The following is a 21,759-nucleotide window of genomic DNA, read 5'->3' on the forward strand; positions in this document are numbered from 1 at the left end:
TACTACGCCAGCGGCAACGAAATGAAAAATGTGGTGCCCTTCCCCTCTTCCGTCTCAAACCAGATCTTTCCGCCCGCATTCTCGATGCCGCGTTTCGCCACAGCCAGCCCTATACCAGAGCCAGTATACTTGGTACTGAAATTCGGGATAAATACTTTGCCTTGTATCTCTTTCGGAATCCCGGTGCCGTTATCCTGAATCGTGATCAATACCTGCTGTTGTGCTTCCTCTACCGTTAGCTTCACATCTATGTGTGGCTTGCGCTTCGCCGGCACCGCCTGAATAGCGTTTAGCAACAAGTTATTAAAGGTGCGTACCATCAGGCTTTCATCCGCCTTTACAATCACCTCCTCCTCTGGAATACACTTTTTGAGCACAGCGGTGGCAGGGTCGTTGTGCAGGTCGGCCGCCTTGTGCAGCGCAGCGGCAATATCAATCGGCTCTACCTTGGGCTCCGGCATACTGGTAAAGCTTGAGAAAGACGTTGCGATGTCGTTCAGGATGTTAATTTGCGTGATCAGGGTATGGGATATCTTATCGATGAGTTGCTCTGTGTTCGGGCGCTTCTCGCTGATGGCCTTCTGCAGGTATTGCAGCGAAAGCTTCATAGGCGTCAGCGGGTTCTTGATCTCATGTGCCACCTGCCGGGCCATCTCGCGCCAGGCAGCCTCCTTCTCCTGCATCGCCAGGTCCTGTTTGTTCTGCTCCAGTGTCAGTAGCATGCGGTTATACTCGTTCACGAGCATCCCGATCTCATCGGCCCCCTCATAGGCCAGCATCTCGTTTTTACCCGTAAGCGAGGTGCGCTTTAGTTTATCCGCTAGCAGGCGCAAGGGCACCGTCAGGGTGCGGGAAGCAAAGAAGGTGAGCACCATAAAGATGATGAACATCACCGTGAAGATATTCATGGTGGTGGTAATGAGCTCAATCAGCTTCAGATCCAGTTCCTTCTCAGAGTCGAAGAACGGTATACCGATAAAGCCCACCAGCTCACCGGCATTCAGGTCATCGCGCAGCGGCAGGTATACCACGTTGAACGACAAGCTACCTGTCTGTTCCTCCAGCAACACACGCAGCGCCTGGCGCTCCGAAATAGCTGCGTATGCCCAGGGGTTGATCAGCTTGGAGAGCAAACCGGTTTCAAAGATTAAGGGCTGGCTTGTTACCAACAGCTTGCCCTGCCGGTCGTAGAGGTTGATGTCTGTTTCGGCAATAGCGGCTATCTCTGTGATGCTGCTCTCGAGCAGGCGCTTGTTGCGCAGCAGCCTGTTGCTCAATTGCCGGGCCAGCGTCTGCTGCACGGCCTCGCCCCGCTGCTCATACGTTTCCAGTAAATCCTTCTTGTAAGAAGCCGTCACGAGTCCGGCGGTGGCAATGCTTACCAGCAGCAAGGGCATCAGGATACCGAAGTTCAGGAAGATCTGGATCTTGGTACTAAAGTCGGGGCTGAACTCCTGCAAGCGGTGGCGCTGCAACAGCAGGTAAATAAAACCACTCAGTACCAGCCCAGCAACAAACACCAAAAACAGAAACGAGAAGTTCGAAAGGATTTCGGTGGCGCCATACCGGTCGGTTGTGATGACCAGCGTTTGCCCACTGCCATTGCGCACCCCAAAATGGTGGTAGCTCCCCAGATTTGCCCCCTGCTGGTATAGCTCCTGCTCCTGAAGCAATTCATTGTTGAAATTTGTGGCATAATCGTATTCGCCTTCGCTGTAGCGGAGTTGGCTCCCCCTGTACACGGCATAACTCATCATGTCGCGCCGGAAAGGCTGCTCAAACCGCTGGTCGGTTAGTAACTCCGGCACAACGCTATGCGGCTGGCGTTTTTTCAGCGTCAGTTGCAAGGCAATAGTACCCATTTGCCTCTTGTAAATAGGCACATCGATCAACTTCAAATAGATGCGGGAGTTGTAGCGGGTGGGCTCTTTCAGCAAAAACAGGTCGCTGTGCTCCGTTTGTGTAAAGGGTGTATCAAAGATAGCCCGAAGTTCCTGCAGCGAGGTCGCGGTGGTGTCGGCGCTCTCCAGGGCATTGCCTTCGCTGTCGAACAGCATCACGTTCACATCATACTTATCAAAATAGCTAGGCAGGTACTGCTTGATGATCTTGCGCTTGATCATACCGGCATCCACGTAAGGGCCCATCATCTGCATCTGGATCACGGCATCAGAAGCGATCTTATCCGTCACTTCCTCTACCAGCAAGTATTCGCCTAACACATCATTGTCCTGCAGAATATTGTAGGCAAACTCCTGCTTATACAGTTTAAGCTCGCTATGATAATGGTCATACAGTGCCAGCGCGCCCGTTACGGCACTCACCATCACCACCAGAAACAGAAACAGGTAGGTGCGGTAAGCCAGGCTAACGGCGTTTCGGTACTGGGCCGCCAGCACAATGATAAACCAAAAGAGGAAGCCTGTCAGGATGACAACAGACAAGTCCGGGCGTAATACGCCCGTAAACAACATCAGCACTAAAGCTATACCAGCCAGTAACTGATAGGCCCACCATCTCGACTCCTTCTGGACCAGCACCGATACCACTGTGGCCAGCATGTAAGTGAAAACGCAAAGGGCTATGGTATATAACAGCAGCACACCGTAGAGCAGCACCTTGTATTTAGTAAAGTCAAGTGAGCGGGTGACATCCAGGGCAAGTGGCGTATTGTGGTACACGCCAAAGTAAAACTGGTAAAGCAGGATCAGCAACAGGTAAAAAGCCAGGATGCATCCCCCTTGTAGCAGCTGCCTTTGCTTCCTGGATAGTAGTACCAACTGCGTCAGCAGGTTGTTCCGGATAAACAGGTACAACCCTGCGCCGGCTACCGTTACCAGCAGGAGCATGTTGAGGGCCAGGTCACCGATAGATGGAGACCAGAAAGACGCTGCGTACAGTTTGGGATCAAAGAGCTTTACCTCTGCGATGGAAAAAGGCAAATCGAGGAGCAGTAAGACTACCCTGAAACCTATCAGTAAAAACAGGAACCATACAACCCCACGGGTATACTGCTGCCTGCGGACATAGCTTTGTGCCACCATAATGCAGAACAGCACAAAGAAAATGGCACCAGCCAACAAAAGCAGGAGTTGTAGGGTATCCATCGTTGCCCGATCACGCAAATCGGTAAAAGACACAGCAAACAGGAAATCGCCTTGTTCACTGTATACCTTCGGTAGATTCACCTGGGGTGTCCAGATCAGTTTGGTAGCCTTGCTTTTGATCAGGACCTTACCCGTGTCCTGTGCCGTGAGGTGGGTTTTGTGCCGGGCATGAATCTGGAGAGGAACGTAGATCTTGACGTCATACTGCCGCATCCGGTAAGGTACAATGATGAAACTGCCATACTCATTGCTGACCGTCATTAAACGGTTGAGCGTGCGCGGAAAATCCAGTGGAGGGGCAATGTTGTTATGCGACCAGAAAACCAGGTTGCCCCGCTCGTAAACAAAGGTGGGATAACGGCATTTCTCCAGCAGCGAGGTAAACGACACATCCTGTGACTGCAGCAAGCTGCCGATTGTCCTGGCGTTAAACTGGGCACTGTCTATTTCCTGTTGCAGCTTTTGGGTAATCGCCGTGATTTCCTTTTGCTGACTAAAGGCAGAGGAGGTAGTAAAAACATCGAACCGAAGAGCTGCGGTGGCAATAAAGCACAACAGCGAGGCAAGTAATAATAGATACGGAGTAAATCTAGGGTTCAAGTTGGCGCAGTTTATCTACGAATTTAAGCAAAACGCTATAAAACCCCTATAGATTCAAAAATTGTGCTACCCTTTGCGAATGCCGAACTTTAACCTGGCAGGCAGGAAAATAATAAAAAGCACGGTGATACAGTTTGGGATGGTTGTACTGAGGAAGGCGAGTGATCAACGGGAATCCAAAGCATACCAACAGTGGATCAATCAAGAGCATGGAGACATGTGCTCTCAAGAAGCTCAAACATTATGAGCGACAGATAAAGCTGTGGGCAGCGGCTACAAAGCCGCGCTATCTGAGCAACGGATGCACTGAGACTTGTACCTGAGGTATAGGTACATGATTGCTAGCGCAAACTTAATCCTTTTTGCGGTTGTGCTTATACCACAGGAAACCAACCGTACCAATCAGCAGGTATGGAATTGCCATGAGGTAAAGAATGCCTGTATTCAAGCCGCTTCCCACCTCAGACTCCGGTTCGTGATTATGTCCTTTGCCAGTGCCTACGTTAGACTCTACTGTAGCACGGCACATGGCACACTGGCTGTAGGCAGTAGTACCGCCAAATGCCAAAAGTATGATCAGGGCAATCGTAGCAAGTATGTTTTTCATTTGAATTCTCGTTACAAGGTAGCAAGTGTAGTCAACCACTTAACTATAATACGGTGAAATCATCAGGTAAACCAATACGCCGGTAATAGCCACATATAACCAGATCGGGAACGTCCAGCGGGAAATGCGCCGATGCTTGGCTAATTGATTACTGATACCGAAATACACAGACAACAGCACCAGCGGCACAATCACGACAGCCAGCACAATGTGCGTCAATAAGATAAAGTAATAAATATACTTCAAGGTTCCTTCGCCGCCGTAAATAGTGCGCTCTCCCAGGAAGTGGTATGTTACGTAAGAAACCAGAAAGATGGAAGACAGGCCAAAAGCTACCAGCATCGCCGACCGATGCGCCTTTACGTTTTGGCTTTTCACACTGATATACCCCACCACCAAGGCAATGGCCGTCAGTGAATTCAGGATGGCATGCAAGGCCGGCAGGTACGACACATCGATTGAGGTATCGGCTTTGGGCATAAAGAAAAGCAGGGCCACCACAACAGGTATGGCCACAGAAAGCACTGCAATCAGTGTCAGGAATTTCTTGTCCTGCCCACTCGTTAATTTATCTTCGTTCACTTTTAGCGTATTCATCCCGCAAAACGTTAATCTCTGTTTTTAACCTTTCAATTTCTTTCTGGTTAAGGGCATCGTAAACACCCCGTACCCGCTTCTCTCGATCCACGAGCATGAGCTGGTCCGTTACCAGCAGGCGTTGCTTTCCAACAGGTATCTGGAAGCCTTGTTCAGCTAAGCCTAAGATTTCGGATCTATCGCCGGTTACAAACCGCCAGGTGTCGGCTTTAGCGCCGTAGGCTGTGGCAATCTGTTGCAATGCTGCTAAAGAATCCTGCTCTGGTTCCTGAGTGATGGATAGAAACTTTACTTCCGGATATGCCTCGAAAGCCTCTTGAAGACGCACTAGTTCTGAAAACGTTTTCTGGCACTTTGTGCAGCCTGCATCAAAAAACTGAATGACGGTAATCTCCCCTTCCAGGTCAGTAGCCGTATAGGCTTGTCCTACACTCGTTTGGAGAGAGAAGTCGGGCAGTTGCTGAAAGACAGTGTCTCCATCGGCCGTGTACATTACGCCCCCCCTTTCGTCCACCACGGGGAAGTATGTTTTGAGTGAGAAGTGATGCTCCCCAAAAATACTGATAAAGGCAAAAATAAGAAGAGGCACTAATAGTAGGAGTCCTAATATCAGTGCCTTTACTTTACTCATTGTAAGAAGTCTTTAGTTAAAGTAATTCGTAACTGACTCGAAGTAATAACTACCCTCCGAAATCAGCGCTACCATCAGCCAGACAATTAGCGCCATCGGTATAATGATAGACCAGATCAGGGCCTTCGTCTCGTGCTTCAGGTGCATAAACTCAGCCACAATGTAGAAAGCTTTGAAAAGCGTCAGGACGATAAAGATCACATTACGTGCCGTACCTGCGTCCATGAAGAAAGCAAATACGAACTCGAGCGCCGTGATGGCTACCAGGATAAAGAAGGTTTTCCAGATAGCTTTTGTCTGAGCCTTCGGAATCTCACCGTTGTGGTGCATGTCGGTTTCAGGATGATGTGCCATATATCTTGATATCTTTTTTACAGTTACTTCCTTCAATTTATACTGAAGGCTAGGCTGTATGTTATTTTAAGTGATTAGATCAGGTAGAAGAATGTGAAAACGAATACCCATACAAGGTCTACAAAGTGCCAGTACAGACCAACTTTCTCCACCATCTCGTAATGTCCGCGCTTGTGGTATACACCGTTCACGGTGTTGATGAAGATCATGACCAACAGCACCACGCCGGATAATACGTGCGTACCATGGAAACCTGTGATAAAGAAGAACAGGTCGGCAAACAAGGGCGGGCCGTATTGGTTAACCGTTAAGTTTGCCCCAAAGATTGTGGTACCGTCAGCTAACAGCATCCCTTCGTCAGTACCTGTGATAAAGTGAGCCCACTCCCATGCCTGGCAACCTAAGAATGTAGCGCCAAACAGGATGGTCCAAAGCAACCACTTCTGAACGTCGTTCTTGTCCATGCGGTGGCCGGCTTCTACAGCTAGCACCATGGTTACAGAGCTTAAAATGAGGATCATGGTCATCAAGGCCACGAAAGCAAGCGGAAGGTCTACCCCATGGAAGCCCGGGAATGCATTGTAAACTTTCTCAGGGATTGGCCACCACTCAGACGAGAAGGTAAATGCCTCAGGTTCGCCCGTATATGGTAAATGCTTATGACGGGACAGACCATAAACGATCAGGAGTGCACCAAATGTAAACGCATCTGAGAGCAGGAAAAACCACATCATGAGTTTACCATAGCTCGCTTTGAATGGCTCATTTCCGCCATCCCAGGTACCCGTGTTTGGTTTTTCCAGCGTAGTTGAAGTAGACATAGTTTATATAATGAAAAACGTGTTTAGTGATTTATTCTTAAGAATATGTACAAATATAGCCAAAGTCCTCCTAAAAAGTGCCAGTACGTGGTGCACAATTGTATTCGGAGCATGTTTTTTGAGTGCACTTTGTATTTCAGGCTACTCCTCAAGCTGATCCCCAGAAAGATAAGCCCCGTAATCAAGTGAAAGCCATGCACCCCGGTTAACACATACAGAAACGAGCCTGAAGGGTTACTGCCGCGCCCACCGAAGTAAACATTGTTCTGCACCAGCTCGGCCCAACCTTCCCACTGCCCGATTAAGAAGGCAATGCCTAAAACCAGTGTTACCACCAGCATTACCTTTAGCCTTTGCAGGTTGTTGTGCTTTGCCGCAAAGTAAGCTAGCTGCATGGCCACGCTGCTCAGCACAATCACAATGGTGTTAACCAACAGCACGTTCGGCAGGTCAAACTCCAGCCAGTCCCCTTCTGCCCTCCTTACAATGTAAGCGCTCGTAAAAGCTGCAAACATCATGATAATACTCACAATAATCAACCACAGCGAAAACTTTAGTGGGTGTAAGCTGCCCTTAGTATTATTGTCTTTTATTGTTTCGTTAGCCATCGCTACACGTTATATTTTATCTAATACAAATGCGATCTGCACAATTGGCAGATACAAAAATGACCCGAACATAATGCTCATGGCTGCTTTTTTAGAGCAGGTCCGCATCAGGTAAAATGTCTGGGCTAAAAACAAGACCCCGCATACCACCGCGATCAGCGCCGAAGTAGTGCCTGTCATCCCGAACTGAAGTGGTAACAGGCTCAGCGGGATCAGAATCAGGGTATAGATCATGATCTGTATTGCCGTCTTCAGGTTTTTGCCTCCTTCCATTGGCAGCATCTTAAACCCTGCTTTTTTATAGTCGTCGTCCAGTACCCAGGCTATCGCCCAGAAATGCGGAAACTGCCAGATAAACTGTATCCCGAACAAAATCCAGGCTTCAGCACCCAATATTCCTGTCGCGGCAACCCACCCGATCAGTGGGGGCATCCCGCCAGGTATGGCTCCCACAAACACACAGATAGGGCTGATGCGCTTGAGAGGGGTATACACAAAGCCATACAGCACCAGCGAGAGCAGGGACAAGCCTGCTGCAAGCCAGTTGAAATACAGCCCTAGCAAGGCAACACCGGCTATACCCAGCAGTACACAAAAAATAGTTGCCTCCCTCACCGAAACTTGCCCTGTAGGCAACGGACGGTTCGCGGTACGCTTCATCTGCCTATCCAGGTCGCGCTCGATAATCTGGTTGATGATGTTGGCTGAGCCTGTCACCAGCAACCCACCGAGCATCACAAGGGCAATATTCAGGGCAGTGCCTAAAAAATCCCCTTCTCCGCGATAACCAAGAATAAAGCCGATGGCACTGGAAAAAGCCACTGTAAAGCTCAACCTGAACTTCAGCAGTTTAAAATACGCTTTTGCTTTCTGTGCCATAGTGTTTATAGGCAATAGTGCCGCAACATCGTGTTGTACTAACATGATTGGTGAACAGCTACTGACTTTTTTAGCGCTTCCTTTGAAGCGTAACGATACATAATAAGCAGTTGAAATTGCACCCCGAAGAGCAGTGCGGCAAATGTTAGGTGTAGCGGTTGCAGAAAGGCAGGTATAGCGAAATAAGCCATGATCACCCCAAACAGAATCTCCAATCCCATTAAACCCAGCATCACATGCGTCATCCGGGAAATCATACTGCTTTTAAATTGATACAACAGGTACGCAACATACACATGCAAGGCCAACACGATAATCGAGAAAGACCGGTGAATATAAAAATTCATACCCAACTGATCGATCCAGGATTCCCTCCCTGCTCCGCCCATCGTGTAAGCCACCAGATCCACTTCCTCCCGCACCTGAGTACCCAGCAAAATCTGGCCGAAAGTGATCATGACCAAAAGCCAAAGCAGGCCGTTTACCTTACCGCTGTATTTCAAATATATTTCTTGCTCCTGGTGCACGGCCCGTGTAACGGCGTATTGCAGTATTGCCACGAGTACCAGTGCCAGCGCCATGTGAATGGTCACCGTGATGGGAAGCAGGTTGGTAGAAACGACAATCGAACCAAGCCACCCCTGTATACCCACCAGAATAAAACTGCCAAAGGCCAGCCAGAAAACAGTTCTGTCGCGCTTTAAATAAGGGTAAGCAAATACAACTGTCAGGAAAATAAAAATACCTATCAGCACACCTACCAAGCGGTTCAGATACTCGATCCAGGTTTTGGTAACGTTAAACTCTGTTTCGATATACTGACTGGGATGAGAGAAAATCGTAGCGGACAATTCTTCGAAGCCAAGCTTCTCGAGCCGTGTGGCTAATTTCTGGTTTTTCTCTATTCGCTTCTGTTTGTATACTTCTAGGTAATCTTCTTGTAGTTGGCTGACATCAGTCGGAGGAACCCAACTGCCGAAGCACTTAGGCCAGTCTGGGCAACCCATCCCGGATCCGGTGCTACGCACGATCCCTCCGACTAATATCAGGAAGTAAACAGCAAAGACTGTTACTAAGCCAATATTTCTAAATCTGATACTGTTAAATGACTTATCAGCCATTAATGAAGCTATTCAAAGTCTCTCTCCTGGGGCAGGTTTGAAGACTGCGTCTTGGAGAAAGGGATATGCTGTGGAATGTAATCTTCAGTTGCACCTGGCTTACTGTAATCATATGGCCATCTATACACAGTTGGTATCTCACCTGGCCAGTTTCCATGACCCGGCAATACCGGTGTTGTCCACTCCAGTGTGTTTGAGTGCCACGGGTTCTCTGTTGACTTACGTCCACGGAAGATACTGTAGATGAAGTTGAACAGGAACACGAACTGGGCAGTGAAACCAAGGATAGCCGAGATACTGATGAATGTGTTCAGGTCAGAGAACAAGTTGAAAGCCTCGAAACCAGTCCAGGCATAGTATCTTCTCGGGAAACCTGCGATACCGATGTAGTGCATTGGCATGAACACCAGGTATACAGAGATGAACGTGAACCAGAAGTGTACAAAGCCCAGCTTATCGTCCATCAAACGACCGAACATTTTAGGGAACCAATGGTAAACACCGGCAAACATACCGAAGAAAGCCGCTGCACCCATTACAAGGTGGAAGTGAGCCACCACGAAGTAGGTATCGTGTAGTTGAATGTCAAGGGCAGAGTTACCCAGAATGATACCAGTAAGACCACCAGAGATGAAGAGCGATACGAAACCTACCGCAAACATCATGGCTGAAGTGAAGCGGATGTTACCTCTCCATAGTGTAGCCAACCAGTTGAACACCTTTACTGCAGATGGAACCGCAATGATAAGCGTCAGGAACATGAAGACTGAACCAAGGAATGGGTTCATCCCCGTCACGAACATGTGGTGTGCCCATACTACGAAAGACAGGACAGAGATACCGATCAGGGAACCAATCATCGCTCTGTAACCGAAGATAGGCTTACGAGAGTTAGTCGTGATTACTTCTGAAACGATACCGAATGCTGGCATGATCACGATGTATACCTCCGGATGACCCAGGAACCAGAACAAGTGCTGGAACAGGATCGGGCTACCACCTGTGTTTGCCAAAGCCTCGCCTGCGATGAAGATGTCAGACAAGAAGAAGCTAGTACCGAAGCTACGGTCGAAGATCAACAGCAGTGAAGCGGAGAACAGAACCGGGAACGCAAGCAGACCCAGGATAGCTGTCAGGAAGAAGGCCCAGATAGTCAGAGGCAACTTCGTCATCGACATACCTTTTGTTCTCAGGTTAATTACCGTGGTGATGTAGTTCACACCGCCCAGCAACTGCGACACGATAAAGAGTGCCATACTGATCAACCACATCGTCATACCGCCTTTAGAACCTTCGATGGCCTGTGGCAATGCACTCAGTGGTGGGTATACCGTCCAGCCACCTGCTGCAGGACCTGTTTCCAGGAACAAAGAGGTGAACAGGATAATACTGGAGATAAAGAAGATCCAGTAAGAGAGCATGTTCATGAAACCGGATGCCATATCGCGGGCACCAATCTGAAGCGGAATCAGGAAGTTACTGAACGTGCCGCTTAGGCCCGCAGTCAATACAAAGAACACCATGATGGTACCGTGCATGGTAACCAAAGCCAGGTAGAACTCCGGATTCAGCTTGCCGTTTTCAACCCATCCTCCCAGGATTGGCTCCAAGAAAGTGAAGGTAGCTTCGGGCCAGCCCAGCTGTAAACGGAAAAGGATAGATAGGAAGCCCCCTATAAAAGCCCAGGCGATACCCGTGAAAAGGAACTGCTTGGCAATTACTTTATGGTCCTGGCTAAAGATGTACTTCTCAATGAAATTTTGATCGTGATGATGGTCATGCTCTTCGTGGGCATGATGCACATCGTGGTTGATAGAGATATCTGTACTCGACATAGTCAACAGTATTTAAATGCTACAACTCGGTTTTAACTGCCTCAGCCTTCTCGCCAGCCTTCTCCTCCAGCACCAACTGCTGTGAAGTGGCCGCAGGAATGTTAGCCAACACATCTGGGTTTAGCTCGACAAATGGCTTCTGCTCAGCCAACCAAGCTTCATAATCTTCAGGCTCGTCTACCACTAACAGGAAACGCATTGCAAAGTGACCACGGCCGCATACCTCCGTACAAGCCAGCTCGTAAGAGAAATCCGAGTTGCCCGTTTCGTTGCGCATCTCGTCTGTCGTTTTGGTAGGCACAAACCAGAACTTTGTCGGCATTCCTGGAACGGCATCCATCTTCAGACGGAAGTGCGGCAAGAACACACTATGAATCACATCGCGTGATCTGATTTTCAGCAATACTGGCTTTCCTTTGGGCACGTGGATCTCACGTGGCATAAAGTCATCCATTGCGTTCTGGTCGCTGAAGTCAACGCCAAACTCGTTGGTGGCATCAATCAGCGTGGTTTTGGCAACACCTAATTTGCCGTCAGCACCTGGGTAGCGTACCATCCAGTTGAACTGCTTGCCCATTACCTCAACCACAACTGCATCTTCGGGAGCAGCACTTGTGATCTTGGTCCAGGTCTGCCAACCTGCAAATACTAACAGGGCCATTACAACGGCAGGAATCAACGTCCAGATAATCTCTACCTTGTTATTGTGCGGGTAATAATACGCACGCTTGTTATCCTGGTGCTGGTACTTATAAGAGTAGTAGAACAGGAGCACTTGTGTGAGGGCGAAAACAATACCGATCACAATCATAGTGGTCCAGAACAGGCTGTCTGTCCAGGCACCATGCACTGAGGCAAGCGGCTGGTTCATGTCATCCCACATAGCGGAGAATGACCAGGCGAACGCAATGCTACCCCCAATTAAGAAGATCAGGAACAGGGCGCTGTTTACACGGTTACTGGTTCGTGTAGTACCCGGTGCCCGCTCGCTAGAGCCTCTGAAGATAGATGCCAGCGTACCGATCCTGAAAAGCAGGAACAGTATGACAAATAATAGAACAATGGATAAACCTATGGCGATCGTAATCATTATATAACGCTTTTAGTATAATCTCTAAACATGATGGTGAACACTCTCCTCAACAAACGGATGGTTGATCGGCACCAAAGAAGCTTTGGTAAGCCCTTTTGTGAAAGCCAGCAGGAAGATACCCAGGAAGGTAAGCGCTGTTCCAATCTCGATCAAACCGATACCTGCGCTTTCGCCCAATGTTCCAGGCATCATCATCAGGTAGAAATCCAGCCAGTGACCTAACAGGATGGCAATCGTAACCAGTTTCAACATGATCATCTGGCGCTTCGCATCTCTCGTCATGAGAACAAGGAAAGGGAATGCAAAGTTTATCAAAAGGTTAGTAAAAAATATCCATTTGTAATGGCCATTGTTACCGCCCAGTCGCTCTAGGAAATAGATGGATTCTTCCGGAATGTTCGCATACCAGTATAGCAGGAACTGCGAGAACCAGATGTATGTCCAGAAGATAGAGAACGCAAACACAAATTTGCCTAAATCGTGCAGGTGGTTTGAGTTAACCATTTTCAGGTAACCGTTCTGCTTCAGGATGATAACGGTAAGTGTGATGGCGGCAAGGCCTGATACCCACCAGCTCGCGAACACATACCATCCGAACATGGTAGAGAACCAGTGTGTGTCGATGGAAAGTACCCAGTCCCAGGCTGAAGTAGAGGAAGTGATACCGAACACTACCAGGAACATCGCTGAAATGCGGATGCTTTTGTGATAATAGTTTGTGCCTCCATTCATATCCTCAGCAATGGAGTTTTTTCTCAGCCACATCGTGAACATAATCCACAGGCCAAAGTAAAGCGCCATTCTGATCAGGAAGAAGGCTGTGTTCAGGTAGCCAGACTTACCTGCAATGATTGGGTCATACTCCGGGCTGTTCACATCATACAGATAGTCGTGTGTCCAGTGGAAGATGTCGTGAGAACCGAATAAGTAGGTCAGCAGCATAATCACACCACCGATTGGCAGGTATGATGCCAATGCCTCCGGCACTCTCTTGATCAGTACAGACCAGCCTGCGTAGGCTACGTATTGCACCGCCAGGAAGAATGTCCCGATCAAGGCAATACCTGTAAAGTAAACGTTGTTCATCCAGAGGTTCACGAACAAGCGCTTTGTCCAAGACACTGCCTCATGGCCTCCTGCCGCAGCAGCTTCATGCCCTTCTGCATGGTGTTCTCCCCCGCCGGCAGCCATAAAGATGATACCTGCTATAAGTAGAACTACACCTACAGCTATCATTAAGAAAAACTTGTTGTTCGTTTTTCTGCTAATGATGAGTCTTTCTTCTGTCATTATCCTTATTAATTATGCCTTAGACTTAGTTACTAGGGGTTCCGGTTACAGGGTTATCCGTGATCGCCTCTCCTCCTGCCTCATTCTCAGCCTGCTCAGGAGTTGCTACCTCGGCACCCTCTCCTTTTTGCAGCTGCTGCACGTACATCACAATCTTCCAACGCTCAGTTGGGTTAACTTGTGAACCGTATGGCATCATGCGGCCTCTGCCTTTAGTGATCACGTGGTACACGTGGCCTCCCGGCAACTCAGCAACACGGCCGGCATTGAAAGAAGGTACACCCTTGAACTTCACACCAACCAAACCCTGGCCGTCGCCCGCCTCGCCGTGGCAAGGAGCGCAAAAGCGAGAATAAAGAACTTTACCCTCTGCCAGGTGATCTTCTGTGGTTGCAAGTGGGTTAGTTAATTCCACACCAGCAACTTCTGCGGTATCAACCGACAGGTACATGTTATAACCTTGCTTGCCACGTGGCACGGAGCCCTTCGCTGGCTCACGCATGTTCATGCCACCTGGGTTAAACTTGTTCTCCTTGATCTGAGAGTATGGGTCCAGGGCAAGGGAGTGATACATATCCGGCGCGTATTCAAGTCCCGGATCCTGCTCATCGCCACAGGCAAACATCACTGCCGATGAGAATAGTATAGCAGAGGCTTTTAAACCTAGTTTAGTATATCTTCTCATTATTTTACTACCTCCTTCTCATTCACTTCTACAGCTCCGTTAGAGCGCAGCAGCTTATTTAAAGCCTCAAGATCCGTCACGCCTTCCTTCACTTCAATCGCCATCACAAACTTGTCGTCTGTAGAGCGCTTGTCGAGCATGTTTACCCGAAGCGACGGCTTCAGATTGCTGACAATGAAGAAGGCAATTACCATACTGAAGGCTGCGAACAGTACCGTCAACTCGAAAGTAACCGGGATAAAAGATGGCAAGGCAATGTGCGGCTTACCACCAATGATCATGGGCCAGTCGAAGCCCAGCATCCAGATCTGCATCCAGAGTGCGAACGACATACCTGTTAACCCGCCGAAGAAGGCTACAATTGGTAGTCTTGAGCGTTTGATGCCCAGCACATCGTCGATCCCGTGGATTGGGTATGGACTGAATACCTCGTATATTTTAGTGCCAGCAGCACGGATGTTCTCGATGGCGTGAAGCAGCACATCTTCATCCTCATAGATGCCAAGAATAAACTTCTTATTCATGTCTGTGGTGTGTGTTTGTGTTCAATTCTTTTTCTGTGCCATGCATCGTGTCAGCATGCGTGTGCGTCACTTCAGAGGAAGACTTCAGGATGGCCTTTACTTCTGCCATGTTCACCACCGGGAAGAATTTCACGAATAGGAAGAACAGGGTAAAGAACAAGCCGAACGTTCCCACATACACTCCCACGTCAATCATGGTTGGGGAGAACATCGCCCAGGAAGACGGCAGGTAGTCGCGGTGAAGCGAGGTTACGATGATCACGAAACGCTCGAACCACATACCGATGTTCACGAAGATCGATATGATGAAGGTAGCGGTTAAGCTTCTGCGGATAGAGCGGAACCAGAATAACTGAGGCGTGATTACGTTACACGTCATCATCGACCAGTATGCCCACCAGTAAGGACCGAATGCACGGTTTAGGAAGGCGTATGCTTCATATTCCACACCAGAGTACCAGGCAATGAAGAACTCAGTGGTATAGGCAACACCTACAATAGAACCTGTGGTGATGATTACCTTGTTCATCGACTCAATGTGCTCGATGGTGATGTAGTCTTCCAGTTTGAACACTTTACGCGTGATGATCATCAGCGTCAGTACCATCGCGAAGCCTGAGAAGATCGCACCCGCCACGAAGTATGGAGGGAAGATCGTGGTGTGCCAGCCCGGGATAACGGATGTTGCAAAGTCCATGGATACGATGGTGTGTACCGAAAGCACCAGCGGTGTTGCAACACCTGCCAAAATCAGGGAAACACTCTCGTAACGTGACCATGCCTTGGCAGAACCCGTCCAGCCCATAGACAGGACAGAGTATGCTCTTCTGGCAATTGGTCCTGTGGCTCTGTCACGGATGGTGGCAAAGTCAGGGATCAGGCCGATGTACCAGAACACAAGTGATACCGAGAAGTAAGTCGAGATCGCGAACACGTCCCACAGGAGCGGTGAGTTAAAGTTAACCCAAAGCGACCCGAAGGTGTTTGGCAATGGCAATACCCAGTAAGCCAACCAAGGGCGGCCCATGTGCAGTACCGGGAACATGGCCGCACAGATTACCGCAAAGATGGTCATCGCCTCTGCCGCACGGTTAATGGAGCTTCTCCATTTCTGGCGGAACAGGAGCAATACGGCAGAGATAAGCGTACCGGCGTGACCGATACCTACCCACCATACGAAGTTCGTGATATCCCACGCCCAGCCTACGGTCTTATTCAATCCCCACTCGCCGATACCAAACCAAAGGGTGCGGTAAACAGAGTAGAAGAAAATAGCCAACCCTACTAAGGAAATAGCAAGGGCAGCCGCCCAACGGGGGTTGGGCTTTGCCTCCACCTGGCGGCACACATCCTCTGTGATGTCGTGGTATGTTTTCCCCCCGGTTACAAGAGGCTCTCTTATCGGAGATACATGCTGCATAACGCTATCGAAATTTAATATTAAGCTAAGTTTCTAATTTTAGTCAGGTAAGTTACGTTTGGCTGGGTGTTGAGCTCTTCCAATACGTGGAATGCTCTCTCTCCCTGCTCACGTGCCAATACCTGCGATATACGGCTTTCAGGATCTTTCATATCTCCGAAAACAATAGCCTCTGTAGGGCAAGACTGTGCGCAGGCGCTTACGGCCTCCCCGTCTTTTGGTCTTCTGTTCTCACGCTTCGCTTCCAGCTTGGCCAGCTGCACACGCTGCACGCAGAAAGAACACTTCTCCATCACACCACGGGCACGCACCGTTACATCCGGGTTCAGTACCATCTTACCGAGGTCACTGTTCATCATGTAATTCTCAGTAGCGAACTTATCGTTGTTGAAGTAGGCAAACCAGTTGAAACGGCGAACCTTATAAGGGCAGTTGTTTGCGCAGTAACGTGTACCCACACAACGGTTGTAGACCATCTGGTTGATGCCTTCTGAGCTGTGCATGGTAGCAGCAACCGGGCAAACAGTCTCGCACGGCGCATGGTTACAGTGCTGGCACATCATCGGCTGGAACACCACTGCTGGGTTCTCTGCCGGATTTTCCATCGTCTCGTAATCCTTCTCCTCGTGCTCAACCGCGCTGTAGTAACGGTCGATGCGCATCCACTGCATGTCGCGGCGGTTCAGCACTTCGGCTTTACCTACCACCGGCACGTTGTTTTCGATGTGGCAGCTTACCGAGCAAGCACCGCAACCAATACATGAGTTCAGGTCGATAACCATACCCCAGTGGTGGTTCTTGTACTCGTAGTCATCCCACAGGGAGATGGTAGCCGGCTTGGCTGGGCCTTCTTTGGTAGCCAAGCGGATATAAGTCGTTACATCTTTCGGATTGGCCTTGTACTGCTCCAGTGTGTTTTCCTGCACCACCAGACGGTCCATGATGGTATGGTGCGTCTGTGTTTGGGCAATTGGAGAAGTCGCGCCTGTTTTGGCAATTTTCACCGGACCTGTATAGAGGACGGTGTTATCTGCTACGGAGGCGATTGGGAAGGCGTTGGCACCCAAGCCTTTGGCAACTGGCATGGTGTCCAGCATACGGCCATACCCCATTGCGATACCCACTGTACCTGCCGCCTGTCCTGGCTGTATCAGTACCGGCAACTCGATGGTCTTTCCCGTTGCGGTTGTTACCGTCACCACATCGCCCTGTACAATCTCCATTGCCTCAGACATGGCCTGTGGCATAGCCACGAAGTTACCCCATGTAGCTTTAGAGATCGGGTCGCTCATTTCCTGCAACCACGGGTTGTTACTGTCAATACCTGGGCCGATTGCTACCAGCTCGTACACTACTGCCTCGATGGCCGCAGGAGAAACTGGCTTGGCAACCGGAGAAGCCGCTGTGAAGTTGTTGCTTACGGAGATCAGGCTTGTGCCATTCTCCAGTACGCCGTCGTGTACAACCTGCTCCCAGAATTTATTGAAATCGCCGGCTGGAGCAATCTTGCGCCAGTTGGTACGGATGTATTCGTAATAGTTTGTGTTGCTTCCGCTCCAGGTCAGTAAGCTGTCCTGCATCTGGCGCGTCAGGAAGATTGGCGTCAACACGGGCTGCGTTAAGCTCAGGAAGCCTTTGCGTGGCTCGTTGTCGTTCCAGGACTCCAGGTAGTTGTGGTCCGGTGCCAGGAAGTCAACCAAGGCAGAAGTCTCATCCACTCTGTCGGCGAACGATACTTTTACCGGCACCTTCGCCAGGCCGCTCACTACTTGCTCAGACAGTGGGTGATCGTATACCGGGTTGGCATTGTAGAAGAACACAGCACCAACAGTACCCGCGTTCATCTCCTTGATAAGGCGAAGCATTGCAGCGTCGTTGCCCTGCTTCACGTAGTATGGAGCATTTGTATCAATGGTAGTACCATCAGCACCCAATGCGCTGTTGATGGCTGTTACCATGGCCTGCGTGCCCGCATCGTTAGAACCGGAAACTACCAACGCTTTGCCCTGGCTCGCTTTCAGCTCTTTCACTGCGGCTGCAACTGCCTTTGCTGTATTAGCAGGAAGTTCCGCTGCGCCACCCTGGCCTGCAATTGCCTTGTAAAGCGCTGAAACAACAGCGGCTTCCTCAGACGGCTTCATCGGTACACGCACATCAGCGTTCGCACCTGTCAGCGACAGGATAGACTCGAACTGGTAGTGACGTGACATACTCGGGTTGTCAGGCTTCAGTTTTCTGTTTTGGATATACTGCTTCGCAAAAGGGATCGGAGCGATCCAGGTGCCCAGGAAGTCAGCACCAATGCTCACGATAACCTGCGCCTTGCTGAAGTCATATCCAGGAACTACCCCGCCATTGGCGCTCAGTAACCCTGAAGATGAGTTTGCATCGTACGTTACGTGCTCGAAGTTCGCGAAACGCGATCCGAACTCATTGATCAGTTGCTTAGTGGACGGGCTGATGATCGTGGAAGAAACCAGGGCCACTTTGCCTGAGACATTCTTCAGTGCATTCGTAACCTCACGGTCTACCTGATCCCACTCGGCTTCTTTGCCTTTGATGAGCGGCGTTCTCAGCCTGTTGTTGTCGTATACGCCCAATACGGAAGCCTGCGCTCTTGCGCTGGTACCGAGAGGCGTAAGAGATGAGCTAGGGTTCGGCTCAATTTTGATTGGCCGTCCTTCGCGCGTTTTAATCAGGATGCTATTGTAGTTACCTGACTGGTAATAGGAAGAGGCATACCAGTTGGCTACACCCGGCTCTACGTCTACTGGCTTGTTCAGGTAAGGAATTGCTTTTCTAACAGGTGCCTCGCACGATGCCAAAGAAACAGCCGCCACACTGAAACCCATCAGCTTCAGAAAGTCCCTTCTCTTTGTCTTGCCATTCGAAGACCCTTCTTCACTGGTTTCCTTAACAGGCAGGAATTCTGGAAACTCGTTATGAGCATGCTTAGCGAATTCCGGAGTATTCTCTAACTCCTCAATTCCTCTCCAGTATTTTATTCTGTCTTGCATATTATATTTAGAAAACTCGAATCTTTATCGAAAATAATAATCTATTAATAGTGACACTTAGAGCACTCTGTACCACCATTCGATGACACGGTGAAAGCACCTTTAGAAGACTCTTCGTGCAGCTCTACCAGTCTGTCGTAATAGCCGTTACCCTCTGTGTTCAGAGGCGTTTCGCGGTGGCAGTCTATACACCAGCCCATGGTGAGCGGAGAGTACTGGTACACCACATCCATTTCCTGGATTGGGCCGTGGCAAGTCTGGCACTCGATGCCACCTACCTGCGTGTGCTGCGAGTGGTTGAAGTATGCCAGGTCAGGCAGGTTGTGGATTCGCACCCACTCGATCGGCCTGTTACGCTCCAGCGCCTTGTATATTTTCTGAATTTCCGGAGATTCTTTCTTGATCTGGCTATGGCAGTTCATACAGATGTTAGCCGAAGGGATACTGGCACTCTTGCTTTTGTAAACAGTGGTGTGGCAGTAGTTACAGTTAATCTGGTGCTCGCCTGCATGCAGCTTGTGCGAGAAAGCGACCGGCTGCTTTGGCTGGTAGCCCTGCTGTATACCGATACCCATTACTTTATCAAGCGACAGATCTAGCAGCACCACCACGAAGATGAGCACTACCAAGGTGCGGACAGCTTTGGACTGATAGATCTTAGCGAAGTCAAAACGCTGGTTCACTACCTCATCGTCATATGGATTCAGCTTGCGGTTCGTGTTCAGGTAGTTCTTCAGCAGCGAAGAGATCAGCAACAGCGTCACCACCAGCACGATCAGCACCACAATCAGCACCACCAATACGATATCCAGGTAACCACCTACTGCGCCAATCGCCTCTGTTCCAACATTTTCACCGGCCACCTGAGACTCGTCACCACCTACTGTCGTTGGTACGGCAGTAGCGGCAGACTCAGCAGCCTTCACGTATGTCAGGATAGAAGTGATCTCCGCGTCGCTGAATGCAAAAGAAGGCATGGCCTGCTTGTTGTACTCATTGTAGACAGCCACTGCCTGCGCATCGCCGGAAGCGATCAGGGCAGAAGAGTTCTTGATCCATTTCTGCAGCCAAGCCGAGCTTCTACGCTCATTCACCCCTTGCAAACCAGGGCCAACGATTACGTCGGAACCAGCAGAGTGGCACACGGCACAGTTGTTTTTGAATAATGATTCCCCTGCATCAACAATGGCAATATCGTCTACCGGTAGTCCACCGGTACTTGCAGCCGCAGTGGCTCCTTGAGTAGCACCTGGCACTACCCCTTTTTGGGAAACTTCCGCCTGCTCACTGGCTCCTTGGGCGTACGCACCAACTGAAACCACCAAGGCAATCAAGAAGGCAAGGAAAACTCTGATTTTTGTTTTAACTATACAGCTAATCATAGCCAAGATCTCTTGTATGTGTTTAGTATGTGGTAAAATTACATTACGGCCACAAATCTACTATGCGAAATCTATTAATCAAACAGAATATGTTTATTATTTCCCCCTACAAGGCCCATTAAGACCTGCATGGCTCCTCCTAGCTTAATTCCATATTTTTGATTTCGCTGCCGTGTTTTATTTAGAATTTCTATAAATAACATCCAACTAATTCCCTTTTTAGCGTTATCGTTTTTTTCATATTCTCACACTGCATCATCCTAAGCATTTTTCTTTGCTCTAGGCTCCCCGTCTGCTTCACTTCCCTCCGCTATACCCCAAACAGGGCCAGGAAGCCTCAAGCCTCGGTTTTTACATTTTACCTGCCTATTATATAAGGAGCATTTCTCTGGCTTGGGAGCTGATACAGCTAAGCATCTGATAAACAGCGCTTAGGGGCGGTTGTTTTTATAATTGCTTCAATCCATGTCGCTTTGGCTAAATTATTTCGTAACAGTTGCTTTGATAATTTTTAACCTGTACCTTTGCAGGCTAAAATTAAATACATATCGAACCGATGGAATTGAAAAATTACGAAACGGTCTTCATCCTGACGCCACTCCTGAATGAGGCGCAGATGCAAGAAACGGTCGAGAAGTTCAGACAGGTGCTTAAGGAAAATGGCGCCGAAATTATTCACGAAGAGAACTGGGGTCTTCGTAAGCTTGCTTACCCAATCCAGAAGAAATCCACGGGTTTCTATCACCTCGTTGAATTTAAGGCACCAGGTACTGTTATCGACGCCCTGGAACTGACTTATCGCCGTGATGAAAAAGTTGTTCGCTTCTTAACTACTGCCCTTGATAAGCACGCTGTGGCTTACAACGAGCGTAGAAGAAACGGAGAGTTCAAGTCACAAGCTAAAAAAGAGGAGGTTAAAGGATAATGAGCTTAGTTAACGAAAGAGTACACAAGCAAGACAATCGCCAGAAATACTGCCGCTTTAAGAAAAGCGGTATCAAGTATATCGATTATAAGGATGGTAACTTCCTGCTGAAATTTGTGAACGAGCAGGGCAAGATCCTTCCAAGAAGACTGACAGGCACTAGCCTTAAGTTCCAGCGCAAAGTATCACAGGCGGTAGCCAGAGCAAGACACCTTGCGATTTTGCCTTATGTTGGGGATTCTTTAAAATAAGGAGGGAACACA

At 49.1% G+C, this 21,759-nt stretch carries 19 protein-coding genes; 2 read left to right on the plus strand and 17 right to left on the minus strand.

All coding sequences use genetic code 11. The features are described 5' to 3' along the window. Positions 1-2: 2 nt before the first annotated feature. From ACXYMU_RS13705 to ACXYMU_RS13785, 17 genes are all read right to left on the minus strand, one after another. The gene (locus ACXYMU_RS13705) at positions 3-3,707 is read right to left on the minus strand and encodes a sensor histidine kinase (protein WP_458986972.1); all 3,705 of its coding nucleotides are present in this window, start codon (positions 3,705-3,707) and stop codon (positions 3-5) included. 352 nt (positions 3,708-4,059) lie between these two features. Continuing rightward, complete coding sequence (locus ACXYMU_RS13710) at positions 4,060-4,314, minus strand: hypothetical protein (RefSeq protein WP_458986973.1); 255 nt, start codon at positions 4,312-4,314, stop codon at positions 4,060-4,062. A 39-nt stretch (positions 4,315-4,353) separates the two neighbouring features. After that, on the minus strand, positions 4,354-4,911 hold the full coding sequence (locus tag ACXYMU_RS13715) for a DUF420 domain-containing protein (protein ID WP_458986974.1): 558 nt from the start codon (positions 4,909-4,911) through the stop codon (positions 4,354-4,356). Continuing rightward, on the minus strand, positions 4,883-5,542 hold the full coding sequence (locus ACXYMU_RS13720; protein WP_458986975.1) for an SCO family protein: 660 nt from the start codon (positions 5,540-5,542) through the stop codon (positions 4,883-4,885). The genes ACXYMU_RS13715 and ACXYMU_RS13720 overlap by 29 nt, the downstream gene beginning before the upstream one ends. 12 nt (positions 5,543-5,554) lie before the next feature. Further along, positions 5,555-5,896 (minus strand): cytochrome C oxidase subunit IV family protein, encoded by a 342-nt coding sequence (locus ACXYMU_RS13725; RefSeq protein ID WP_458986976.1) that lies wholly within the window; start codon positions 5,894-5,896, stop codon positions 5,555-5,557. Between the two features lie 74 nt (positions 5,897-5,970). After that, positions 5,971-6,717 (minus strand): cytochrome c oxidase subunit 3, encoded by a 747-nt coding sequence (locus ACXYMU_RS13730; RefSeq protein ID WP_458986977.1) that lies wholly within the window; start codon positions 6,715-6,717, stop codon positions 5,971-5,973. Between the two features lie 23 nt (positions 6,718-6,740). Next, positions 6,741-7,325 (minus strand): cytochrome c oxidase subunit 3, encoded by a 585-nt coding sequence (locus ACXYMU_RS13735; protein WP_458986978.1) that lies wholly within the window; start codon positions 7,323-7,325, stop codon positions 6,741-6,743. A 9-nt stretch (positions 7,326-7,334) separates the two neighbouring features. Then, a complete protein-coding gene (cyoE, locus tag ACXYMU_RS13740) occupies positions 7,335-8,204 on the minus strand; it encodes a heme o synthase (RefSeq protein WP_458986979.1) in 870 nt (289 codons plus the stop codon). A gap of 38 nt (positions 8,205-8,242) precedes the next feature. Further along, positions 8,243-9,232 carry a COX15/CtaA family protein gene (locus tag ACXYMU_RS13745; protein WP_458986980.1) on the minus strand — a complete coding sequence of 330 codons (990 nt, stop codon included), beginning with the start codon at positions 9,230-9,232 and terminating at the stop codon, positions 8,243-8,245. Positions 9,233-9,333: 101 nt separating this feature from the next. After that, entirely contained in the window at positions 9,334-11,160 is a 1,827-nt protein-coding gene (locus ACXYMU_RS13750; RefSeq protein ID WP_458986981.1) for a cytochrome c oxidase subunit I, read from the minus strand. Positions 11,161-11,179: 19 nt separating this feature from the next. Then, complete coding sequence (locus ACXYMU_RS13755) at positions 11,180-12,250, minus strand: cytochrome c oxidase subunit II (RefSeq protein ID WP_458986982.1); 1,071 nt, start codon at positions 12,248-12,250, stop codon at positions 11,180-11,182. 24 nt (positions 12,251-12,274) lie between these two features. Beyond that, positions 12,275-13,543, minus strand: a complete 1,269-nt coding sequence (locus ACXYMU_RS13760; protein ID WP_458986983.1) for a quinol:cytochrome C oxidoreductase — start codon at positions 13,541-13,543, stop codon at positions 12,275-12,277. Between the two features lie 25 nt (positions 13,544-13,568). Beyond that, positions 13,569-14,228: a c-type cytochrome gene (locus ACXYMU_RS13765; protein WP_458986984.1), complete on the minus strand. Its 660-nt coding sequence runs from the start codon at positions 14,226-14,228 to the stop codon at positions 13,569-13,571. Then, positions 14,228-14,752, minus strand: coding sequence for a DUF3341 domain-containing protein (locus tag ACXYMU_RS13770; RefSeq protein ID WP_458986985.1), 525 nt, complete (start codon positions 14,750-14,752; stop codon positions 14,228-14,230). Before ACXYMU_RS13770 ends, ACXYMU_RS13765 begins: the two co-directional genes overlap by 1 nt. Then, entirely contained in the window at positions 14,745-16,172 is a 1,428-nt protein-coding gene (gene nrfD / locus ACXYMU_RS13775; protein ID WP_458986986.1) for an NrfD/PsrC family molybdoenzyme membrane anchor subunit, read from the minus strand. Before nrfD ends, ACXYMU_RS13770 begins: the two co-directional genes overlap by 8 nt. A 20-nt stretch (positions 16,173-16,192) precedes the next feature. Further along, a complete protein-coding gene (locus tag ACXYMU_RS13780; RefSeq protein WP_458986987.1) occupies positions 16,193-19,189 on the minus strand; it encodes a TAT-variant-translocated molybdopterin oxidoreductase in 2,997 nt (998 codons plus the stop codon). Positions 19,190-19,233: 44 nt separating this feature from the next. Beyond that, the gene (locus ACXYMU_RS13785; RefSeq protein WP_458986988.1) at positions 19,234-20,571 is read right to left on the minus strand and encodes a c-type cytochrome; all 1,338 of its coding nucleotides are present in this window, start codon (positions 20,569-20,571) and stop codon (positions 19,234-19,236) included. 556 nt (positions 20,572-21,127) lie between these two features. Here ACXYMU_RS13785 and rpsF point away from each other — a divergent pair. Then, a complete protein-coding gene (gene rpsF / locus ACXYMU_RS13790) occupies positions 21,128-21,496 on the plus strand; it encodes a 30S ribosomal protein S6 (RefSeq protein ID WP_458986989.1) in 369 nt (122 codons plus the stop codon). Beyond that, positions 21,496-21,747, plus strand: a complete 252-nt coding sequence (rpsR, locus tag ACXYMU_RS13795) for a 30S ribosomal protein S18 (RefSeq protein ID WP_161889224.1) — start codon at positions 21,496-21,498, stop codon at positions 21,745-21,747. Before rpsF ends, rpsR begins: the two co-directional genes overlap by 1 nt. Positions 21,748-21,759 lie beyond the last annotated feature (12 nt).

This window comes from Pontibacter sp. CAU 1760 (assembly GCF_054482735.1).

Bases quoted from the DNA above. Each gene is read 5' to 3' on its own strand.
- ACXYMU_RS13710 (WP_458986973.1), bottom strand. From the start codon at position 4,314: ATGAAAAACATACTTGCTACGATTGCCCTGATCATACTTTTGGCATTT.
- ACXYMU_RS13715 (WP_458986974.1), bottom strand. From the start codon at position 4,911: ATGAATACGCTAAAAGTGAACGAAGATAAATTAACGAGTGGGCAGGAC.
- ACXYMU_RS13720 (WP_458986975.1), bottom strand. From the start codon at position 5,542: ATGAGTAAAGTAAAGGCACTGATATTAGGACTCCTACTATTAGTGCCT.
- ACXYMU_RS13725 (WP_458986976.1), bottom strand. From the start codon at position 5,896: ATGGCACATCATCCTGAAACCGACATGCACCACAACGGTGAGATTCCG.
- ACXYMU_RS13730 (WP_458986977.1), bottom strand. From the start codon at position 6,717: ATGTCTACTTCAACTACGCTGGAAAAACCAAACACGGGTACCTGGGAT.
- ACXYMU_RS13735 (WP_458986978.1), bottom strand. From the start codon at position 7,325: ATGGCTAACGAAACAATAAAAGACAATAATACTAAGGGCAGCTTACAC.
- cyoE (WP_458986979.1), bottom strand. From the start codon at position 8,204: ATGGCACAGAAAGCAAAAGCGTATTTTAAACTGCTGAAGTTCAGGTTG.
- ACXYMU_RS13750 (WP_458986981.1), bottom strand. From the start codon at position 11,160: ATGTCGAGTACAGATATCTCTATCAACCACGATGTGCATCATGCCCAC.
- ACXYMU_RS13755 (WP_458986982.1), bottom strand. From the start codon at position 12,250: ATGATTACGATCGCCATAGGTTTATCCATTGTTCTATTATTTGTCATA.
- ACXYMU_RS13760 (WP_458986983.1), bottom strand. From the start codon at position 13,543: ATGACAGAAGAAAGACTCATCATTAGCAGAAAAACGAACAACAAGTTT.
- ACXYMU_RS13765 (WP_458986984.1), bottom strand. From the start codon at position 14,228: ATGAGAAGATATACTAAACTAGGTTTAAAAGCCTCTGCTATACTATTC.
- ACXYMU_RS13770 (WP_458986985.1), bottom strand. From the start codon at position 14,752: ATGAATAAGAAGTTTATTCTTGGCATCTATGAGGATGAAGATGTGCTG.
- nrfD (WP_458986986.1), bottom strand. From the start codon at position 16,172: ATGCAGCATGTATCTCCGATAAGAGAGCCTCTTGTAACCGGGGGGAAA.
- ACXYMU_RS13780 (WP_458986987.1), bottom strand. From the start codon at position 19,189: ATGCAAGACAGAATAAAATACTGGAGAGGAATTGAGGAGTTAGAGAAT.
- ACXYMU_RS13785 (WP_458986988.1), bottom strand. From the start codon at position 20,571: ATGATTAGCTGTATAGTTAAAACAAAAATCAGAGTTTTCCTTGCCTTC.
- rpsF (WP_458986989.1), top strand. From the start codon at position 21,128: ATGGAATTGAAAAATTACGAAACGGTCTTCATCCTGACGCCACTCCTG.
- rpsR (WP_161889224.1), top strand. From the start codon at position 21,496: ATGAGCTTAGTTAACGAAAGAGTACACAAGCAAGACAATCGCCAGAAA.